Origin of the sequence: Saccharopolyspora sp. NPDC050642, from assembly GCF_040654735.1 — a bacterium.
Lineage (GTDB): Bacteria > Actinomycetota > Actinomycetes > Mycobacteriales > Pseudonocardiaceae > Saccharopolyspora > Saccharopolyspora elongata.
Window position 1 is genome coordinate 61,734 of the sequence record NZ_JBFAIN010000026.1, and the last position, 15,712, is coordinate 77,445.

15 protein-coding genes and 1 tRNA gene are annotated in these 15,712 nt (G+C 70.0%); 10 read left to right on the top strand and 6 right to left on the bottom strand.

Features of this window, described 5'->3' with window-relative positions:
* Positions 1-17 precede the first annotated feature (17 nt).
* Positions 18-1,013, top strand: a complete 996-nt coding sequence (locus AB0H93_RS30600) for an aldo/keto reductase (protein WP_358577047.1) — start codon at positions 18-20, stop codon at positions 1,011-1,013.
* Positions 1,014-1,050: 37 nt separating this feature from the next.
* Here AB0H93_RS30600 and AB0H93_RS30605 read toward each other — a convergent pair whose 3' ends face one another.
* Positions 1,051-1,779, bottom strand: coding sequence for an SDR family oxidoreductase (locus AB0H93_RS30605; RefSeq protein WP_358577050.1), 729 nt, complete (start codon positions 1,777-1,779; stop codon positions 1,051-1,053).
* An 87-nt stretch (positions 1,780-1,866) separates the two neighbouring features.
* On the opposite strand from AB0H93_RS30605, the gene AB0H93_RS30610 reads away from it, so the two are divergent.
* Complete coding sequence (locus AB0H93_RS30610; RefSeq protein ID WP_358577053.1) at positions 1,867-2,274, top strand: MarR family transcriptional regulator; 408 nt, start codon at positions 1,867-1,869, stop codon at positions 2,272-2,274.
* 16 nt (positions 2,275-2,290) lie between these two features.
* Here AB0H93_RS30610 and AB0H93_RS30615 read toward each other — a convergent pair whose 3' ends face one another.
* Both AB0H93_RS30615 and AB0H93_RS30620 read right to left on the bottom strand, forming a co-directional pair.
* Positions 2,291-4,249 (bottom strand): UvrD-helicase domain-containing protein, encoded by a 1,959-nt coding sequence (locus AB0H93_RS30615; protein ID WP_358577055.1) that lies wholly within the window; start codon positions 4,247-4,249, stop codon positions 2,291-2,293.
* Positions 4,250-4,479: 230 nt separating this feature from the next.
* A complete protein-coding gene (locus AB0H93_RS30620; RefSeq protein WP_358577058.1) occupies positions 4,480-6,129 on the bottom strand; it encodes a DUF885 domain-containing protein in 1,650 nt (549 codons plus the stop codon).
* Positions 6,130-6,195: 66 nt separating this feature from the next.
* Here AB0H93_RS30620 and AB0H93_RS30625 point away from each other — a divergent pair, with 66 nt between their 5' ends.
* The 5 genes from AB0H93_RS30625 to AB0H93_RS30645 all read left to right on the top strand — a co-directional run bounded on the left by AB0H93_RS30625 (position 6,196) and on the right by AB0H93_RS30645 (position 10,777).
* Positions 6,196-7,017 (top strand): GNAT family N-acetyltransferase, encoded by an 822-nt coding sequence (locus AB0H93_RS30625; protein ID WP_358577061.1) that lies wholly within the window; start codon positions 6,196-6,198, stop codon positions 7,015-7,017.
* 136 nt (positions 7,018-7,153) lie between these two features.
* Entirely contained in the window at positions 7,154-8,422 is a 1,269-nt protein-coding gene (locus AB0H93_RS30630; protein ID WP_358577064.1) for an MFS transporter, read from the top strand.
* Between the two features lie 151 nt (positions 8,423-8,573).
* Positions 8,574-8,813, top strand: a complete 240-nt coding sequence (locus AB0H93_RS30635) for a DUF6158 family protein (protein WP_132482330.1) — start codon at positions 8,574-8,576, stop codon at positions 8,811-8,813.
* Positions 8,806-10,143 (top strand): FAD-dependent oxidoreductase, encoded by a 1,338-nt coding sequence (locus tag AB0H93_RS30640; protein ID WP_358577066.1) that lies wholly within the window; start codon positions 8,806-8,808, stop codon positions 10,141-10,143. Before AB0H93_RS30635 ends, AB0H93_RS30640 begins: the two co-directional genes overlap by 8 nt.
* 4 nt (positions 10,144-10,147) lie before the next feature.
* Positions 10,148-10,777 carry a UdgX family uracil-DNA binding protein gene (locus tag AB0H93_RS30645; protein WP_358577068.1) on the top strand — a complete coding sequence of 210 codons (630 nt, stop codon included), beginning with the start codon at positions 10,148-10,150 and terminating at the stop codon, positions 10,775-10,777.
* Here AB0H93_RS30645 and AB0H93_RS30650 read toward each other — a convergent pair.
* Positions 10,760-12,061 (bottom strand): AMP-binding protein, encoded by a 1,302-nt coding sequence (locus AB0H93_RS30650; RefSeq protein ID WP_358577070.1) that lies wholly within the window; start codon positions 12,059-12,061, stop codon positions 10,760-10,762. The genes AB0H93_RS30645 and AB0H93_RS30650 overlap by 18 nt on opposite strands.
* Positions 12,062-12,241: 180 nt before the next feature.
* Here AB0H93_RS30650 and AB0H93_RS30655 point away from each other — a divergent pair.
* A tRNA-Ala gene (locus AB0H93_RS30655) sits at positions 12,242-12,314 on the top strand.
* An 82-nt stretch (positions 12,315-12,396) separates the two neighbouring features.
* Here the strand turns inward: AB0H93_RS30655 and AB0H93_RS30660 are convergent.
* Together AB0H93_RS30660 and AB0H93_RS30665 are read right to left on the bottom strand one after the other, a co-directional pair.
* On the bottom strand, positions 12,397-13,599 hold the full coding sequence (locus AB0H93_RS30660) for a site-specific integrase (protein WP_358577072.1): 1,203 nt from the start codon (positions 13,597-13,599) through the stop codon (positions 12,397-12,399).
* Positions 13,547-14,128, bottom strand: coding sequence for a bifunctional DNA primase/polymerase (locus AB0H93_RS30665; RefSeq protein ID WP_358577075.1), 582 nt, complete (start codon positions 14,126-14,128; stop codon positions 13,547-13,549). The genes AB0H93_RS30660 and AB0H93_RS30665 overlap by 53 nt, the downstream gene beginning before the upstream one ends.
* A gap of 415 nt (positions 14,129-14,543) precedes the next feature.
* On the opposite strand from AB0H93_RS30665, the gene AB0H93_RS30670 reads away from it, so the two are divergent.
* Complete coding sequence (locus AB0H93_RS30670) at positions 14,544-15,092, top strand: hypothetical protein (RefSeq protein ID WP_358577077.1); 549 nt, start codon at positions 14,544-14,546, stop codon at positions 15,090-15,092.
* Between the two features lie 142 nt (positions 15,093-15,234).
* On the top strand, positions 15,235-15,660 hold the full coding sequence (locus AB0H93_RS30675; RefSeq protein WP_358577079.1) for a hypothetical protein: 426 nt from the start codon (positions 15,235-15,237) through the stop codon (positions 15,658-15,660).
* Positions 15,661-15,712 lie beyond the last annotated feature (52 nt).

Genomic DNA, 15,712 nt, shown 5'->3' on the forward strand with positions numbered 1-15,712 from the left:
GCCGGAAGATCGTTGCCATGACTGGAGAACTTCCCGCCCGGTCCCTGGGCGGCCTCGACGTTTCGGCCATCGGATTCGGCGCGATGGTGCTGTCGCCCGGCATGTACGGCGAGATCGACGACGACCGGGCGGTCCGGGCGCTGCGCCACGCGCTCGACGCGGGCACGACGTTCATCGACACCAGCGACGGTTACGGCGCGGACGGGCACAACGAGCGCATCATCGGCGAGGCCGTGCGCGGCCGCCGCGACGACGTCGTGATCGCGACGAAGTTCGGCTTCCGGATCCCGGAGGGCGCGGAGTCGCACCAGTTCCCGGTGAACTACGCCTTCGGCGAGCTGGCGGTGAACGCCGAGCCGAAGCACGTTCGCGGCTACGCCGAGCAGAGCCTGGCCAACCTCGGCACCGACCGGATCGACCTGTACTACCCGCACTTCCCGGACCCGGTCGTGCCGATCGAGGACACCGTGGGCGCGGTCGCCGAGCTGATCCGGGACGGGCTGGTCCGGCACCTCGGTCTGTCCAATGTGGATGCGGATCAGCTGCGCCGGGCGCACGCCGTGCACCCGGTCGCCGCGGTGCAGACCCAGTGGTCGATGTGGCAGCCGATCGACGCGGACCTGCTCGCCGCCGCCCGCGAGCTGGGGGTGGGCGTGGTGGCGTGGAGCCCGTTGGGCGGCGGGTTCCTCACCGGCACGGTCCGGGAGGTCTCCGAGGGCGACTTCCGGCGCAACATCCCGCGCTTCGACGCGGCGCACCTGGCCGCGAACAACGACCGCTACGCGCCGATCCGGTCGCTGGCCGCGGAACTGGGAATCTCGCCCGGCCAGCTCGCGCTTTCCTGGCTGCTGCACCAGGATCCGGCCGTGGTGCCGATCCCCGGATCGCGGACGCCCGCGCACATCACCGAGAACCTCGAAGCGGCCCGGATCGGCCTGCACGCCGACACCCTGGCCCGGGTGGATCGGGCGCTGCGCGAGTTCTCCCCGATGGGCGCCGGAAACCTGCGCTGACGTCGTGAGCGACCACCACCGCTCACGACTGGACGGCTCAGAACGTGCCGCCGCCGGCGTTGATCACCTGGCCCGTGACCCAGCGGCTGTCGTCGGAGGCCAGGAACGCCGCGATGTCGGCGATGTCGCCGGGCTCGGCGATGCGGCCCAGCGGCGTTTCCGCCGCCATCCTCTCGATGACCGACTCGGGCTGGATCGCTGCCAGCGCATCCGTTCGGGTCGCGCCGGGGCACACGCTGTTCACGGTGATCCGGCGCGGCCCCAATTCCTTCGCCAGCACCCGGACCAGCTGGTCGCCGGCGGCCTTGGCGGCGCCGTAGAGGCCGGTGCCGGGCCGGTTCACCGCGGTGACGCCGCTGGAGATCACCACGATCCGGCCGCCGTCGCGCAGCCGGTTCGCCGCCTCCCGCAGGGCGATGAAGGTGGCGCGGGCGTTGGTGCCGAACAGCACGTCGAAGTCGTCGTCGGATGCCTCGGCGATGGGCGAGAAGCGGGCGGTGCCGACGTTGTTCACCAGGACGTCGAGGCCGCCGAAGTGCTGTTCCGCGGCGTCGAAGAGGGCGCGCAGCCGGGCCGGGTCGGTGACGTCGGCCTGCGCCGCCGTCGCCCGCCCGCCGGCGGCTTCGATCTTGGCGACGACCTCGTCGGCGGCCGTCCGGTCGGACCGGTAGTTGACGACCACGCTCATGCCGTCGGCGCCGAGCCGTTCGGCGATGGCCCGGCCGATGCCGCGCGAGCTCCCGGTGACCAGGGCGACTCCGTCCATATTCTCCTCCATCGGTAGAGGTAATCGTTAGTCGAGATCATTAACTAAATTTGTCGAGGTTGTCAACATTCGGGATAACCTGCGCGGATGGACCCGGACTTCTCGCGCGCCCTGATGGCCCTGCATCGCGAATTGCGCGGGCTCTACGCGGCCATCGCTCGCCGCTTCGGGCTGACACCGCAACAGGTGGAGCTGCTGTGCCTGCTCAAGGACCGCACGCCGTCCTTCGGTGAACTCGCGGCCCTGCTCGGCTGCGACAAGACCAACATCACCGGCATGGTCGACCGGCTGGAGCGGCGCAGCCTGCTGACGCGCGTGGCGGATCGCAGCGACCGCCGGATCAGCCGGCTGAGCCTGACCGACGAGGGCAAAGCCCTGGGCGACGAGCTCCGCGAGGCCTTCACCGTGCACGTCGCCGAGCGCTGGGGTGCCCTGCCGTCGTCGGCCGCCGCGGCGATCGTGCGCCTGGCGCAAGCCGATCGCGAGCGCTCCTGAGCGGTAATAGCCGCGCTCACGACGCGACGACGGTGCCGATCCACAGGAAGTCGCGGGCTCTCGTCAGGGCCACCAGTCGTTGCCGGTGCAGCGCCTCGCGCTCTTCCCGGTAGCCGCCGGAGAGCGACCGCTCGTCGGGCAGGAACACGCTGCGGAACTCGGTGCCCTTGGCGCGGTGCACGGTGCCGACGTGGATCGGCCCGGACTCCCTGCCGTCCCAGCGGTCCAGCGGCCGGACCGCGAAACCCGCCTTGCGCAGCACCCGTTCCCAGTGCTCGGCGGCGCCGTTGGTGCGGGTGAGCACGGCCGTGGCGGTGTCGTCGTCGAGCCGCCGGAGCGCGGCCACCAATGCCTCGTCCTGGTCGTCGCCCTGCCACTCGACGACCCGCCCGCCGCGCAGCACCGGCAGCGCCGAGCGCAGCGGGACGGTCGGGCCGCCGTCGAGGTCGTCGAACCGGTTGACCGCGTCGAGCTCCCCGGCCTGCTCGACGATCGCGGTGCGGTTGCGGTAGTTGCGCCGCAGGATCTCTCCGCGCCCCTGCAACGAGATCCCGGCCTCGGACAGCCGCCAGCCGCCGGCGTACACCTGCTGCTGGCCGTCGCCGACGAGCAGCAGCTGGTTCGGCTCGTCGCCGCTGATCGCGTGCACCAGCCGCAGCCCGATCAGGGTCAGGTCCTGGACCTCGTCGACGACCACCGCGGTGTACTGCCGGGGCAGCGGGCTGCGTTCGAGCTCCGCCAGCGCCCGCATCAGCACGTCGTTGTGGTCGGACACGCCCCGCTCGCCCAGCGCGCGCTCGTACTCGCAGTAGAACTGCCAGACGTGGGCCCGGAATTCGGCGGGCAGGTTCGCGCCGCGGCCCTTGCGCGGCACCGCCCGGTAGGCCTCCAGCGACCGGATGCCGCGGCCCTTGATCACCCGGTCGATCTCGTCCTTCCAGTAGCCGCGCGCGGCCCGGAAGTTCCGCAGCGGAGTGGACAGCTCGGCGCGCTGCCACACCGCTTCCAGGGCCTGCTCCACCTGCGGTTCGTCGACATCGGCGGCCCGGCCGCGTTCCTCCAGGAAAGCCCGCGCCCAGGCGTGCAGGTGGGTGAACTCGATGCGCGACGCGAGGTGCGGGGCCAGCGACCGGAACTGCGCCTCGGCGATCTTCGGCAGGTTGCTCAGGTGCGTGGTGAACAGCAGCGGCCCGGTGCTCCGCCGCGCCAGGTAGGCCAACCGGTGCAAGGCCAGCACGGACTTGCCGGTGCCCGCCGGGCCGGTGATCCGCGCCGGACCGGAGTAGTGCCTGCGCACCGCGCCGTGCTGGGCGTCGTCCAGGAAGATCCGCCAGTCCCGGAACGGCCGGTCCAGGGCGTGCTCGACGCGCTCGCGACGCAGGTCCCGCACGTCGAACAGGCCCGCGGAGCCCGTCTGGTCCGGCCCGCGCTGCTGCGGGATCCGCTTCGGGTTCCACATGATCGGCGTCAGGTCGAAGGTGCGGCTGTCCAGGTGCCGGGCGATCGCCAGCGCATCCGCGGCCGTGAACACCTCGTCGCCGCGCTTCAGGATCCGGTCCAGCTCGGCCTCGGTGATCGCGAGGTGCTCGCCGGTGTGCCCGCGGCGGCCCTGGTGGTCGACGGGATGCACGACCACCGTCCGGGCCGCGGACTCGGTCAGCACGCCCGGCCCGATCGACGCCCCGGCCAGCAGTTCCGCGATCCACAGGAACGCCGCCCGCGAGTCCTCCCAGCCGGGTTCGGCCTCGCGCAGCAGGATCACCAGCACCCCGGTCGGCCCGACCAGCACGGCGTCGGGGCGATTGGCCGGGGTGTGCGGCGCGAACTGGTTGAGCAGCGGGTACCAGCCGTTGTCGCGCTCCACGGCGAACCGCTGCAGCACCCGGTTCTGCCAGGTCGGCAGGAGCCTGTCGCGCAGTTCCGCCTCTGCCTCGCGGCGCAGTCTCTCCTGGCGGTGGTGGAAGGTCCCGGTCACGGCGCCTCCAAATCTCGCGGGGCACCCACGGCCGGACGGCCGGCACGAGCGCGGAAATCGAGATCGTCGCTCATGACGCCTCCGGCATCCGATGGGAAACCCGCCCCCGGTCGACGGCCGGAGCCGCCGAGGGTCGACCACGGTAAGAGCACGCTCGGTATCGACATTAATGCGTTGCGTGTCGTTTTCGGGCGCCCTCGGGCGGGATCACCTGGATGTCGCAGGAGCCGTCAGGCGAGCTCCTCGCGGACCAGAACGTCCAGCGTGGACAGCGGAAGCGCGCCGTGCCGCAGGATCGCGTCGTGGAAGCGGCGGATGTCGAAGGCGTCGCCGAGCCGGTCGCGGGCCGCGTCCCTGATCCGCTCGATCTCCAACCGCCCCACCAGGTACGACAGCGCCTGGCCCGGAATGCTGATGTAGCGGTCGACCTCGGACGCCGCTTCCAGCGGGGACAACGTGGTGTGCGAGAGCATGAAGTCGAGCGCCCGCTGCCGGCTCCAGCCGAACTCGTGCAGCCCGGTGTCGACCACCAGCCGGGCGGCCCGCAGCAGGTCCTGCACGACCATGCCCAGCCGCGCCAGGTCGCTGGAGTACAGCCCCATCTCGTCGGACAGCCGCTCGGTGTAGAGGCCCCAGCCCTCGCTGTAGGCGGTGATGCCGACCAGCCTGCGCAGCAGCGGGAGATCGGTGCGTTCCTGGGCCAGGCCGAGCTGCAGGTGGTGGCCGGGCACGACCTCGTGGAAGGCGATCACCTCGGCGGCGAAGCGCGGCCGCTGCTCGGCCCCCTGGGTGTTCGCGAAGTACACGCCCGGCCGCGACCCGTCGAGCGCGGGCGAGATGTAGAAGCCGATCGGCGTGCTGTCCGACGCGGTGCCCGGCACCGGCCGCACCTCGCACGGCTGGCTCGCCAGCAGCCCGAACCACTGCGGCGCAACGGCTTCGGCCCGGCTGATCGCCTCGCGCGCCGCGGCCAGCATCTCCTCGCCGTCGCGCCAGTACAGCTCCGGATCGGATTGCAGGCGGCGCAACACCGCGTCGAATTCGGATTCGCCCCAGATCCTCGCGCCGAGCTCGCTGACCTCGCCGCGCAGCGACGCGAGGTGGGCCCGCCCGGTCTCGTGGAGCTCCTTCGGGGTGCGATCGGTGGTGGTCTGGGCGTGCACCAGCCGCCGGTAGGTCTCGCGGCCGCCGTTGATCCAGCACAGCCCGGGCTCGTCGGCGGGGCGGGCGTGCGGGGCGATCTCCTCGGCGAGCACGTTCCGGTACTGCCGCAGCGCCGGGTGCACCGCGTCGGCGAGCAGGCGCTTGCGCTCGGCTTCGAGGGCCGGTTCGGGCAGCTCCGGGGTCAGCAGCGGATCGGCTTCGGGCGTGGCGAGGTAGCCGTCGAGGTGCTCGATCGCGTTGTCCACGAGCGGCCGCACCGGGACGCGTCCAGCGGCGATCCCGTCGCGGAGCCGTTGCGCTGCGGATGCGGTGAACTCGGGGATCCGCCGCAACCGCTGCAGGAAGTCCTCGCCCTGCCCGGCGTCGGCCACCGGCACCTGGCCCAGGTGGAACAGCAGGCCCGCGACCGGCGCGAACAGGTTCCCGATCACGGTGTACTCGGCGGGGCGGGCGTCGAACTCGTCGACCAGCGCCTGAGCCTGCTGCACGACCACCGCGATCGTCAGCCGCTGCTCCAGGTCGGCGTGCGAGGTGTCGACGGCCATCGCGCGGACGCGGATGTCCTCGGCGCGCGTTCGCAGCGCCAGCTCGGCCTCCGCGGAAATGCTCGGCAACCGGTCGTCGCGGTCCCGGATCCCGTAAAGCGTCGCGCTGACCGGGTCGGCGTCGAACATGACGGACAGCAGCTCGTCGGCGAGTTCGGTGGGCGTGCTCACAACACTCCATCCTGCCTCAACGGTCCGACTGCGCGCTGCGTCGATCGGGGCGGGGACAATGAATGCGTGGATCCGTTGCACGACCCTGACGACGAAGCTCTGCTCGACCCGCGCCAGGCCCGCGACCTCGCCGGGCTCGTCGAGACCGCGAGGCTGGCCTCGGCCATCGTGCGGTACGGCCTGCGCACACGAGTGGGCGCCGCGACCGTGGTGCTGAACCAGGACAACCCGCTGCCGACCGCGAACCACGCGTGCGCGCTGTGGGGAACGCTCGCCGAGGTCGCCGGAACCCTGCTGGAACTGGAGCAGGTCTTCGCCGAGGCGGGCCGCGACGAGGCCGTCGTCTACGCCTCGCCGACGACGGTGGCGGAGATCGAGGGCATCGCCGACGACGCCGGATGGCGTGCGGTGGAAGAACTCGTGGCGATGCTGCACCGGGTTCGCCAGTACGCCAGGGGAGAAGCGCGTCCGGCCGAAGATCGCGACCTGCCCGGGATCGTGGACCTGATCGCCGACGACGCCGAGCTCTCGGAAGCGGGTGAGCGCCGGCTGCTGCGCAACCTCGGGCACCGGATCGACGACCCGCGCTGCGTGCTGCGCGTCGTCGACGACCCCGGCGCCGACCGCATCGCCGGGTTCGCGCAGGGTTTCATCGAGCGGGGCATCGGCCTGGTCGAGCAGGTGATCGTGCGGCCCGGTCGCCGGCGCCGCGGCGTAGGCCGGGAGCTGGTCGCCGACGTCGTCGACGAGCTGCGCGAGCGGGGATCGCTGCTGGTCGCGGCGCACACCGAGGAAGGCGGCACGGCCGAGCGGTTCGCGGAGGCCTGCGGTTTCGAGGTGGTCTACGGCGTGACCGCCTACGCGCGCCGGATCGACGAACTCCTGTGATGTGCGCCGCTCGCCCGGAATAGCGGTGCGGGGCAGGCGTTAACACTGACGAAACAGTGCCTGCGGCGCGGTAACTCGATTGACCGCGCCGCAGTGCGCTGCTTCCCTTAGTTTGCCTAAACACTTGGGAGGAACGGTGTCGAGCAGCCCGGTCACGGCGGACGAGACCACCGAACCCGTCGACAGCGGCGACGCCGGCATCAGCTCCCTACCTCGCGAGATCTGGATCCTCGTCGTCGGCAGCTTCATCGTCGCCGTCGGCATGGGCATCGTCGCGCCCGCGCTGCCGACGTTCGCCACCAGCTTCGACGTCGGCGTCACCGCCGCCTCCTTCGTGATCAGCGCGTTCGCCCTGATGCGGCTGGCCTTCGCGCCGGTCAGCGGCCGCCTGGTGTCGTTCTTCGGCGAGCGCTCGATCTACGTGTGGGGCATCACCATCGTCGGCATCAGCACCGCCGCCTGCGCGTTCGCGGGTTCCTACTGGCAGCTGCTGATCTTCCGCGCGCTCGGCGGCACCGGCTCGACGATGTTCACGGTGTCGGCCGTGGCGCTGCTGGTCCGCCTCGCCCCGCCGCACCTGCGCGGCCGCGCTTCCGGCGTGTGGGCGACGAGCTTCCTGCTGGGCAACGTCTCCGGGCCGATCATCGGCGGCGTCATGGTCGGCTACTCGCTGCGCCTTCCGTTCATCACCTACGGGATCGCGTTGTTCATCGCGGCGTTCATCGGCTGGCTGCTGCTGCGGAAGTCGACGCTCGCCGCGCCGCAGCCCGACAACGGAGCGCCGTCGATGACGGTCCGCCAGGCGCTGGGCCAGCGTGCCTACCGGGCGGCCATGCTGTCGAACTTCAGCAACGGCTGGGCCGTTTACGGCGTCCGCATCGCGCTCGTGCCGCTGTTCGTGGTCGAGGCGCTGCGCTCCACCCAGTCGATGGCCGGCGTCGCGCTTTCCGTGTTCGCCGTCGGAAACGCCGCGGTGCTGCTGCTGTCGGGCCGGATGGCCGACAAGCGCGGCCGCAAACCGCTGGTGCTCGTCGGGCTCCTGGTCTCCGGCCTGGCCACCGCGTCGCTGGGCTTCACCGACTCCGTCCCGTGGTTCCTCGCCGCCTCGCTGATCGCGGGCATGGGCGCCGGAATCCTCAACCCGGCCCAGAACGCGGCGGTCGCCGACATCGTCGGCGCGAAGGGCAAGGGCGGGCCGGTGCTGGCCGCGTTCCAGATGTCCGCCGACTTCGGCGCGATCCTCGGCCCGCTGATCGCCGGCGTCCTCGCCGACACGGTGTCCTACCAGGCGGCGTTCGCCATCACCGGCTTCACCGCGGTCCTCGGCCTGGTGGCCTGGATCGGCGCCCCCGAAACCCGCCCGTCCGCCGCGCCCCGTCCCGCCCCGGCCGCCGACGCCGCGTAGCCGCTGGGTTCGAGTCGCCGAACGCTCCGCCGCGCCGCAGGCTGGGGGCACGATGGGGCAGGTGTCCGGCCGTGGATCGTTGGGTATCCCGGCACTGACGTCGATCCCGCGGCGTCGTGATCCGTGCCTGCCTGCGATGCGGGAGGACGACATGAGCACGACAACCGGAATCCCCGGCTTCGAGCTGGCCGAGGAACTGCTGCTGCAGGAGCTCCGCCACCTGCACGCGACCCGCAACGACACCTTCCTGCACGGCTCGCCGGACGCGTTGCGGGAGCACACGGCGCGCACCTTCGAGCTCGAACAGGAGTACCTGCGGCGGCACCCGGAGCGCGAGGTGGATCCCCGCCGCACCCGATCCGGTGCGAGAGGAGAGCCGCAAAATGCCTGAACCACGTGTCGTGATCGTCGGCGGCGGACACGTCGGCCTGACGCTCGCGTTGCGCCTGCAGCGGAAGATGAAGCCCGGCGAGGCCAAGGTCACGGTGATCGACACCCAGCCGCACATGACCTACCAGCCGTTCCTGCCCGAGGCCGCGGCCGGATCGCTCGAACCGCGGCACGTCGTGGTGCCGCTGCGGGAGGCGCTGCGCCGGTGCGAGGTGCTGACCGCGCAGGTCTCCGCCATCGACCACGCCACCCAGCAGCTGACCGCGACCCTCGGCGACGGCACCGTCGAGCGCCTCGGCTACGACATGCTGGTGGTGGTCCCGGGGTCGATCTCGCGGGCGCTGCCCATCCCCGGCCTGGCCGAGCAGGGCATCGGGTTCAAGACCATCGGCGAGGCGATCTTCCTCCGCAACCACGTGCTGTCCAGATTGGACATCGCCGCGAGCACGACCGACGAGCGGCTCCGCCGGCGGCTGCTGTCGTTCGTGTTCGTCGGCGGCGGCTACGCGGGCATCGAGGCGATGGCCGAGCTGGAGAGCATGGCCCGCTACGCGATCCGCAGCTACCCGCAGGTCTCGGCGGGCGACATGCGCTGGGTGCTGGTGGAGGCGATGGGCCGGATCATGCCCGAGGTCAGCCCGCCGATGAGCGAGTACACCAGGCAGCGGCTGGAGGAACGCGGCATCGAGGTGAAGCTGAACACCACCGCGAAGTCCTTCGTGGACGGACATGCGGTGCTCTCCGACGGAGACGAGTTCGACACCGACACCGTGGTGTGGACGGCGGGCGTCAGGCCGCACCCGATGCTGGAGGACAGCGACCTGCCGAGGGACGCCAAGGGCCGCCTCGAATGCACGGCCAAGCTCCAGGTCCGCGGCACCCACAACGTGTTCTCGGCCGGCGATTGCGCCGCGGTGCCGGACCTGACCAGCAGCGACCCGGACGCCCTGTGCAGCCCGTCGGCGCAGCACGCGGTCCGCCAGGCCAATGTGCTGGCGGACAACCTCCTCGCGATGCTGCGCGGCGAACCACTCGTCAACTACAAGCACAAGTACGCGGGATCGGTGGCCGGGCTCGGCCTGTTCCAGGGCGCCGCCGAGGTCTACGGGATCAAGCTCAAGGGCTTCCCGGCGTGGTTGCTGCACCGCACCTACCACCTCGCGAAGATGCCGACCGCGTCCCACAAGGCGCGCATCCTCGGCGACTGGCTGCTGGAACTGCCGTTCCGCCGCCAGGTCGTCGCGCTCGGCGAACTGCACGACCCCCGCGCCGAGTTCGTCAAGGCGGCCAACACCCGCGGCCTCCCGAAACCCCACGGCCACGCCGTCTGACTCCGTGCCCGGCGCCGAGGAGTTCGTCCCGTCCAGGGCCAGGTTGCCCGGCCTGCGGAAAGCGGTTCAGGAATGCCGGGGCTGCGGCCTCTACCGCGACGCGACCCAGGCCGTTTTCGGCGCCGGCCCGGAGACGGCGGAGGTCGTGGTGATCGGCGAGCAACCCGGCGACCAGGAAGACCGGCGGGGCGTGCCGTTCGTCGGGCCTGCGGGCGGGGTGCTGGACCGCGCGCTGGCGGAGGCCGGCATCCGGCGCGACGACGTCTACGTCACCAACACGACCAAGCACTTCAAGTTCGAGCGCACCAGCGGCAAGCGGCGAATCCACCGGAAGCCGTCCCAGACCGAGGTCAATGCGTGCCGCCCGTGGCTGGATGCCGAACTGCGGGTCGTCGCGCCTCGGCTGGTGATCTGCCTCGGGGCGACCGCCGCGCAGGCGATGCTGGGCACGTCGTTCCGCATCACGAAGGAACGCGGCACCGTGCTGGACCTCCCGGGCCGCGACGCCCACGTGCTCGCCACGATCCACCCGTCGGCGATCCTCCGCTCCGACGACAGGGAGGCGATGTACCAGGGGTTCGTCGCGGACCTGCGGGTGGCGGCGCGGACCCTGCGTTCACTCGATGCCGGGTAGCGGGCTGACCCCGTGCTCCCACCGCACCAGGCGCTGCGCCTTGCCGGTGGCGACTCGCGGCACGTGGTCGAGCACCCGGACGATGCACGAGATGTCGAGCCGGGCGAGCAGCGCGGCCGCCAGCTCGCGCGCCAGGAGCTCGGTGTCGCCGTTCGGGTCCCGCGGCTCGACCGCGACCCGCAGCTCCGGGCGCGACCGGTCCCGGCGGTCCTCGACGATCAGGTAGTGCGGCGCCACCCGCCGATCGGCCAGCAGCACGGCTTCGATCTCCGACGGGAACACGTTGACACCGCGGATGACCACCATGTCGTCGGTGCGCCCCAGCACCCGGCTCATCCGGCGCAGCGTCCGCGGCGAACCGGGAGCGGGCCCGCTCAGCGACGCCACATCGCCGGTCCGGTAGCGCAGCAGCGGGGTGCCGGACTTCGTCAATGTCGTGAACACGAGCTCGCCGACCTCGCCGTCGGGCAGCGGCTCGCCGTCCGGGCCGACGACCTCGGGGAAGAAGTGGTCCTCGGCGATGTTCAGCAAGCCCCCGGAGTCCAGCGACTCGCAAGCGACGCCCGGCCCGATCACCTCGGCGAGCCCGTAGATGTTGAGCGCCCGCAACCCCAGGAGCCCCTCGATGCCCTGCCGCATCTCCTCGGTCCAGGGCTCGGCCCCGAACAGGCCCACCCGCAGCGACAGCTGATCGGCGGTGATCCCGGTCGAAGCGAGCGCCTCGCCGAGGTAGGTCGCGTACGACGGTGTGCAGCACAACACATCAGGACGCAGATCGAGCAACAACCGCAGCTGCCGATCGGTCGCACCGCTGGACACCGGAAGCACAGTCGCGCCCAGCCGCGTCGCCCCGTGATGGACGCCGAGCCCGCCGGTGAACAGGCCGTACCCGTAGGCGCAGTGCACGACGCTGCGCCGCGTCACGCCGGCGCCGCCCAGCGCCCGGGCCATGACCTGCGTCCACACCTCGATGTCATGCGCGGTGTAGGGCACCAGGGTCGGCCGGCCCATCGTGCCGGACGTGCCGTGCACGCAGACGATGTCGGCCTCGGCCGCCGCGCGAAGCCCGAACGGGTACTGATCCCAGAAGTCCTGCTTCGAGACGAGCGGCAACCGGTGCAGGTCTTCGAGCCGCACGTCGGAGCCGGCCGAGACGCCGCGCTCCCGAAGCCGCCCGGCCTGCAGGCCCCCAGCGGCCAACAGCCGGTCGACCAACTGCCGCAACCGTCGTTCCTGCAGCTCACGGCGTTGCTCGGGGGTCACGCCCTCGGCCTCGGGAGCCACTAGCGGAGGATGCGCGCGCTGTGCTGTCGCCACGACCCACGGTGTAGCAGCTCGACCGAGTCCGTGGGTAGATCCAACAGGGGGACCCCCCTGAAAACCCCTCCGGAGCCTGTTGTACTGTTATGGCACACGAGATGAGCGGGGCGGAAACGAACCGAACACCTCGGGAAAACAGAACAAGGGGCTGTGGCGCAGCTGGTAGCGCACTTGACTGGCAGTCAAGGGGTCACGGGTTCGAATCCCGTCAGCTCCACCCAATTCAGAGGGCCGGTTACCACGGAGAAATACCAGGTAACCGGCCTTCTGTCCGTTCTGCGGGCGGCCTCGCCAGCGACTCACACGGCTCGGAGCTGTGGACCATCTGTGGACCGGCGGAGATGTTTCGACAGCAAAGTGCCGGCATCAGTGACGGACTGGTGACTGGTGTGCAGGTACCGCTGGGTCGTGGTGAGCGACGCGTGACCGGCGATCTTGCGCAGGTCGTGGACCTTCACACCAGCATCGGCTAGCCATGTCAGCCCCGTGTGGCGTAGGTCGTGCCGCCGCAGGTGCTCGTATCCGAGCTTGCTCACCACCTCATCCCAGTGCGTTGCGTCGCGCAGAACCGCGGTGGTGATTCGGCCGCCCCGTGGTCCGGTGAAAAGGCGCGCGTCGGGGCTCCCGTCCGTCTTGGCGATACGCCTGCTGACAAGCTCGTGAACCTCTTCGATGATCGGCACGGTTCGGGCACGCTTGCCTTTGGTGCCCTTGTCGATCAACCAGCCTGGTGCGGTGGTGGTCTGACGCCGGATGGTCCACTTCCATTCCGCGGTGTCGATGTCCTTCACCCGGCAGCCTGACACCTCGCCGATGCGCGCCGCCGTGCACGCCGCGAACATCACCCCGTCGCCCCAGCCCGCGTACTCATTGGACGACCGAGCGACGAGACCATCAGCCAGGCGCTGCAACGACGCCCAGCCCGGGAGCGCCAAGGAACGAGGGTCATCGAGTTCGTCTTCGGCCCGGCGGAATTCGTGCTGCCAACCCGTGACGCGTGCCGGGTTCAGGTCGATGATGCCGTCGCGCACGGCCTGTTCCATGACGCGAACGAGAACGGCAAGGGTGTTCTTAATCGTGGAAAGGCTTTGCTCGTCTGCAATCCAGCCATGAACGGCTCGATCAACCGCCCCGTTGGTAATCATCCGAACTGGAATGTGACCAAGCGTCGGAACAACGCGCTTTCGCCATCCTGCCAAGTACGGATCGGTCGTTTTTGCTTCTACGCCACGGAGAGCCGGCGTCATGTTCGCGTCGCCGTACTCAGCAAGGTTCATGTTGACCGTCAGCGGGTCGATTCCGGCAGACGCCGCGCGCTTCATGCGGTCGATCCACGTTGCGGCCTGTTCTTCTGTCTGGCAGGACTCGGACAACGAGGGTCGTTTGCCGGTTTGAGGATCGGTCCACCGGACACGTGCGCGATACGGCGAAGGCCGGTCGGGAAGGTACTCAACGTCGGCGGAGAGGGAAACGCCGATCGGCGGTCGCTTGGCCTTGTTCACAGTGGACATCCTTCTCGTCGTGACGGTCGGCGGGGGCGGTGAAGTACAGGTGCGTTCCGCCGCTGGGAGTGGTGACGGTGAAGGTGTCCAGGGGCACGGGGTGCCCGGCGTCGGCGCAGATGAGCCGGAAGACGTCCATGCCATTGGCCGCACCCCGATCGGCCCACCGGACAGGGACGTGCTTACACCGGCCAGCCGTGCCGGGCGATGGCCAGAGCGGCGTTGAGGAGGTCGTTCGAGCTGGGCACCAGGATCTCCAAGGAACACGTTGAGTAGCCGAACGCGGGCATGAGTCGAGCGACGCAGGAAGGGCATCGCCCGGTGCGCTGGCGTGGCGAGCGAATGAGTTGAGCAATGAGGTGAGCCGTTGTAAATGAGTTCGCTCATTCGCGTTCAACGACGCGGCCGAGACCATGTGGGACGACGACACCGGCTTCCGCTGCGCCGTGCTGGCCGAGGACCTGGAGAAGCTTCTCGCCAGGATGCCGTGATCGCCCTGCGGCCGCGCATCCGCGGCTGGCTTCGCCATGAACAAAGCCCCTCAGATCGGTTCTGAGGTGCTTTGTTCATGGGAATCGCTCTCGACCGCTTTGCGGAACAATCGGCCGGGAATCGGCCTCTCAAGGGGCGCTGAGATCGCCGTGGGCGGCTCGGCAGCGCTCGGTGCAGGTTCAACGTCGTCATGGCATTCCGGTAGCAGGCGTGCAGAAAGCAACGCCTAGTTGGATTAGTTCTGGTCAGAGGGTTGCCTGACTGAGGCGTGATGGCTGATCCAGTAGGTAGTGGTCAGCCCCGAACCCCCGGCCGACACCGGCGGCCGACAGTCACCCGAACACCACACCACCCTCCCCGCGCTTGCTCCGTTCGGGCGGTAGCCGGACTCCCACGGTCGGGAACCCCGCAATCCCGGGCGCCGTGCGCCTCGACTGCGAGATCATCCGCCGATGTCCCCCGACTCCGATGTCATCAAGTGGATCGTCATCGCCGCCACCCTGGTCCAGACGACCGCAGCCGTCATCCAAGTCCACCAGGGCCGCAGAACGAACCCCGACGCCCCCACGCTCACAGCGCTGGGCCCCGTGCCCAAACTGCTCCTGGCAACTGCGATCATCGGCACGCTGTGGGTCATCGGATTCCTCCGCGTGTACGAACGCCGCAGGTCCAAGTCAGGCGAGACCTCCTACACGATCCGCGACGAGTTCGCGGACCTCCCGGCGCCCCGGACCCTGCTCGGCCTCGGACTCATCGTCCTGTCCGCCCTGGCAGGTGCCACGATCGTGGTGGTGTGGAAGGCGACGGACGCGCACTTCGCCGGCCTGAGCACACTCCTGGTCGTGGTCAGCTCCGCCACTGCGGTCTCCACCGTGATCATCGCCGCCGAGTCCGCGTACCGGGTCAAAGACGAGAGCATCCTGCTGATGCTCGCCTTCGCCGGCATCGGCGCCATCGTCGGCACGACGGTGAACCCCCAGCCCGAAGGCCGCGGACCCTAGAGCACCGCGCAGGGCGACCAAGACATGGTTCGCAGTTCGTCTGACATCTCGTGCTCTGCTGCGTCACCTCGCTTCTCCAGGAGGCTGGAACAGTGGGGGAGCGTCTAGCGAGGGGGGTAACCGGGCGCGGCAGACTCCGGCCATGTCCACGTTTCCTCCCACCGGTTGGGTGGCCTGCTTCAAGGTTGACGGCGAACGCGTTATTCGCCGTGACGTCCAGCGGTTTTCGGACGACGGAGTGGCGCTGGTGGTAGATCCGGAGAGGGGCACGCTCGTGCCGGCGCCTTCACGAGCCGGCTTCCTGTTTTTGGAAGAAGAAGCCGCGGCGTTGGGTGTGGTGCAGTCGCCTCCCGGATGGCACGTCACCGGGAAGAATGCCGACGGTTCCACCTTTGCGGAACCGGTCGTGGCATGGGTTGTCGACACGAACGGCACGGGACTTCCCATCGTTGCGAACGATTCCGAAACGCTTCTGCTCAAAACTGCTGAGGGCAACTTCCAGGAGAAGCTTCGACGGCCGCACCAGCAGGATGCCTTGGAAGATGACCAGGAGAACACTGCGATCTGAGATCCTGATCCAGGCCGCAGGCCCCGAGCGGTCAGAACAGTCACCAGTCGTG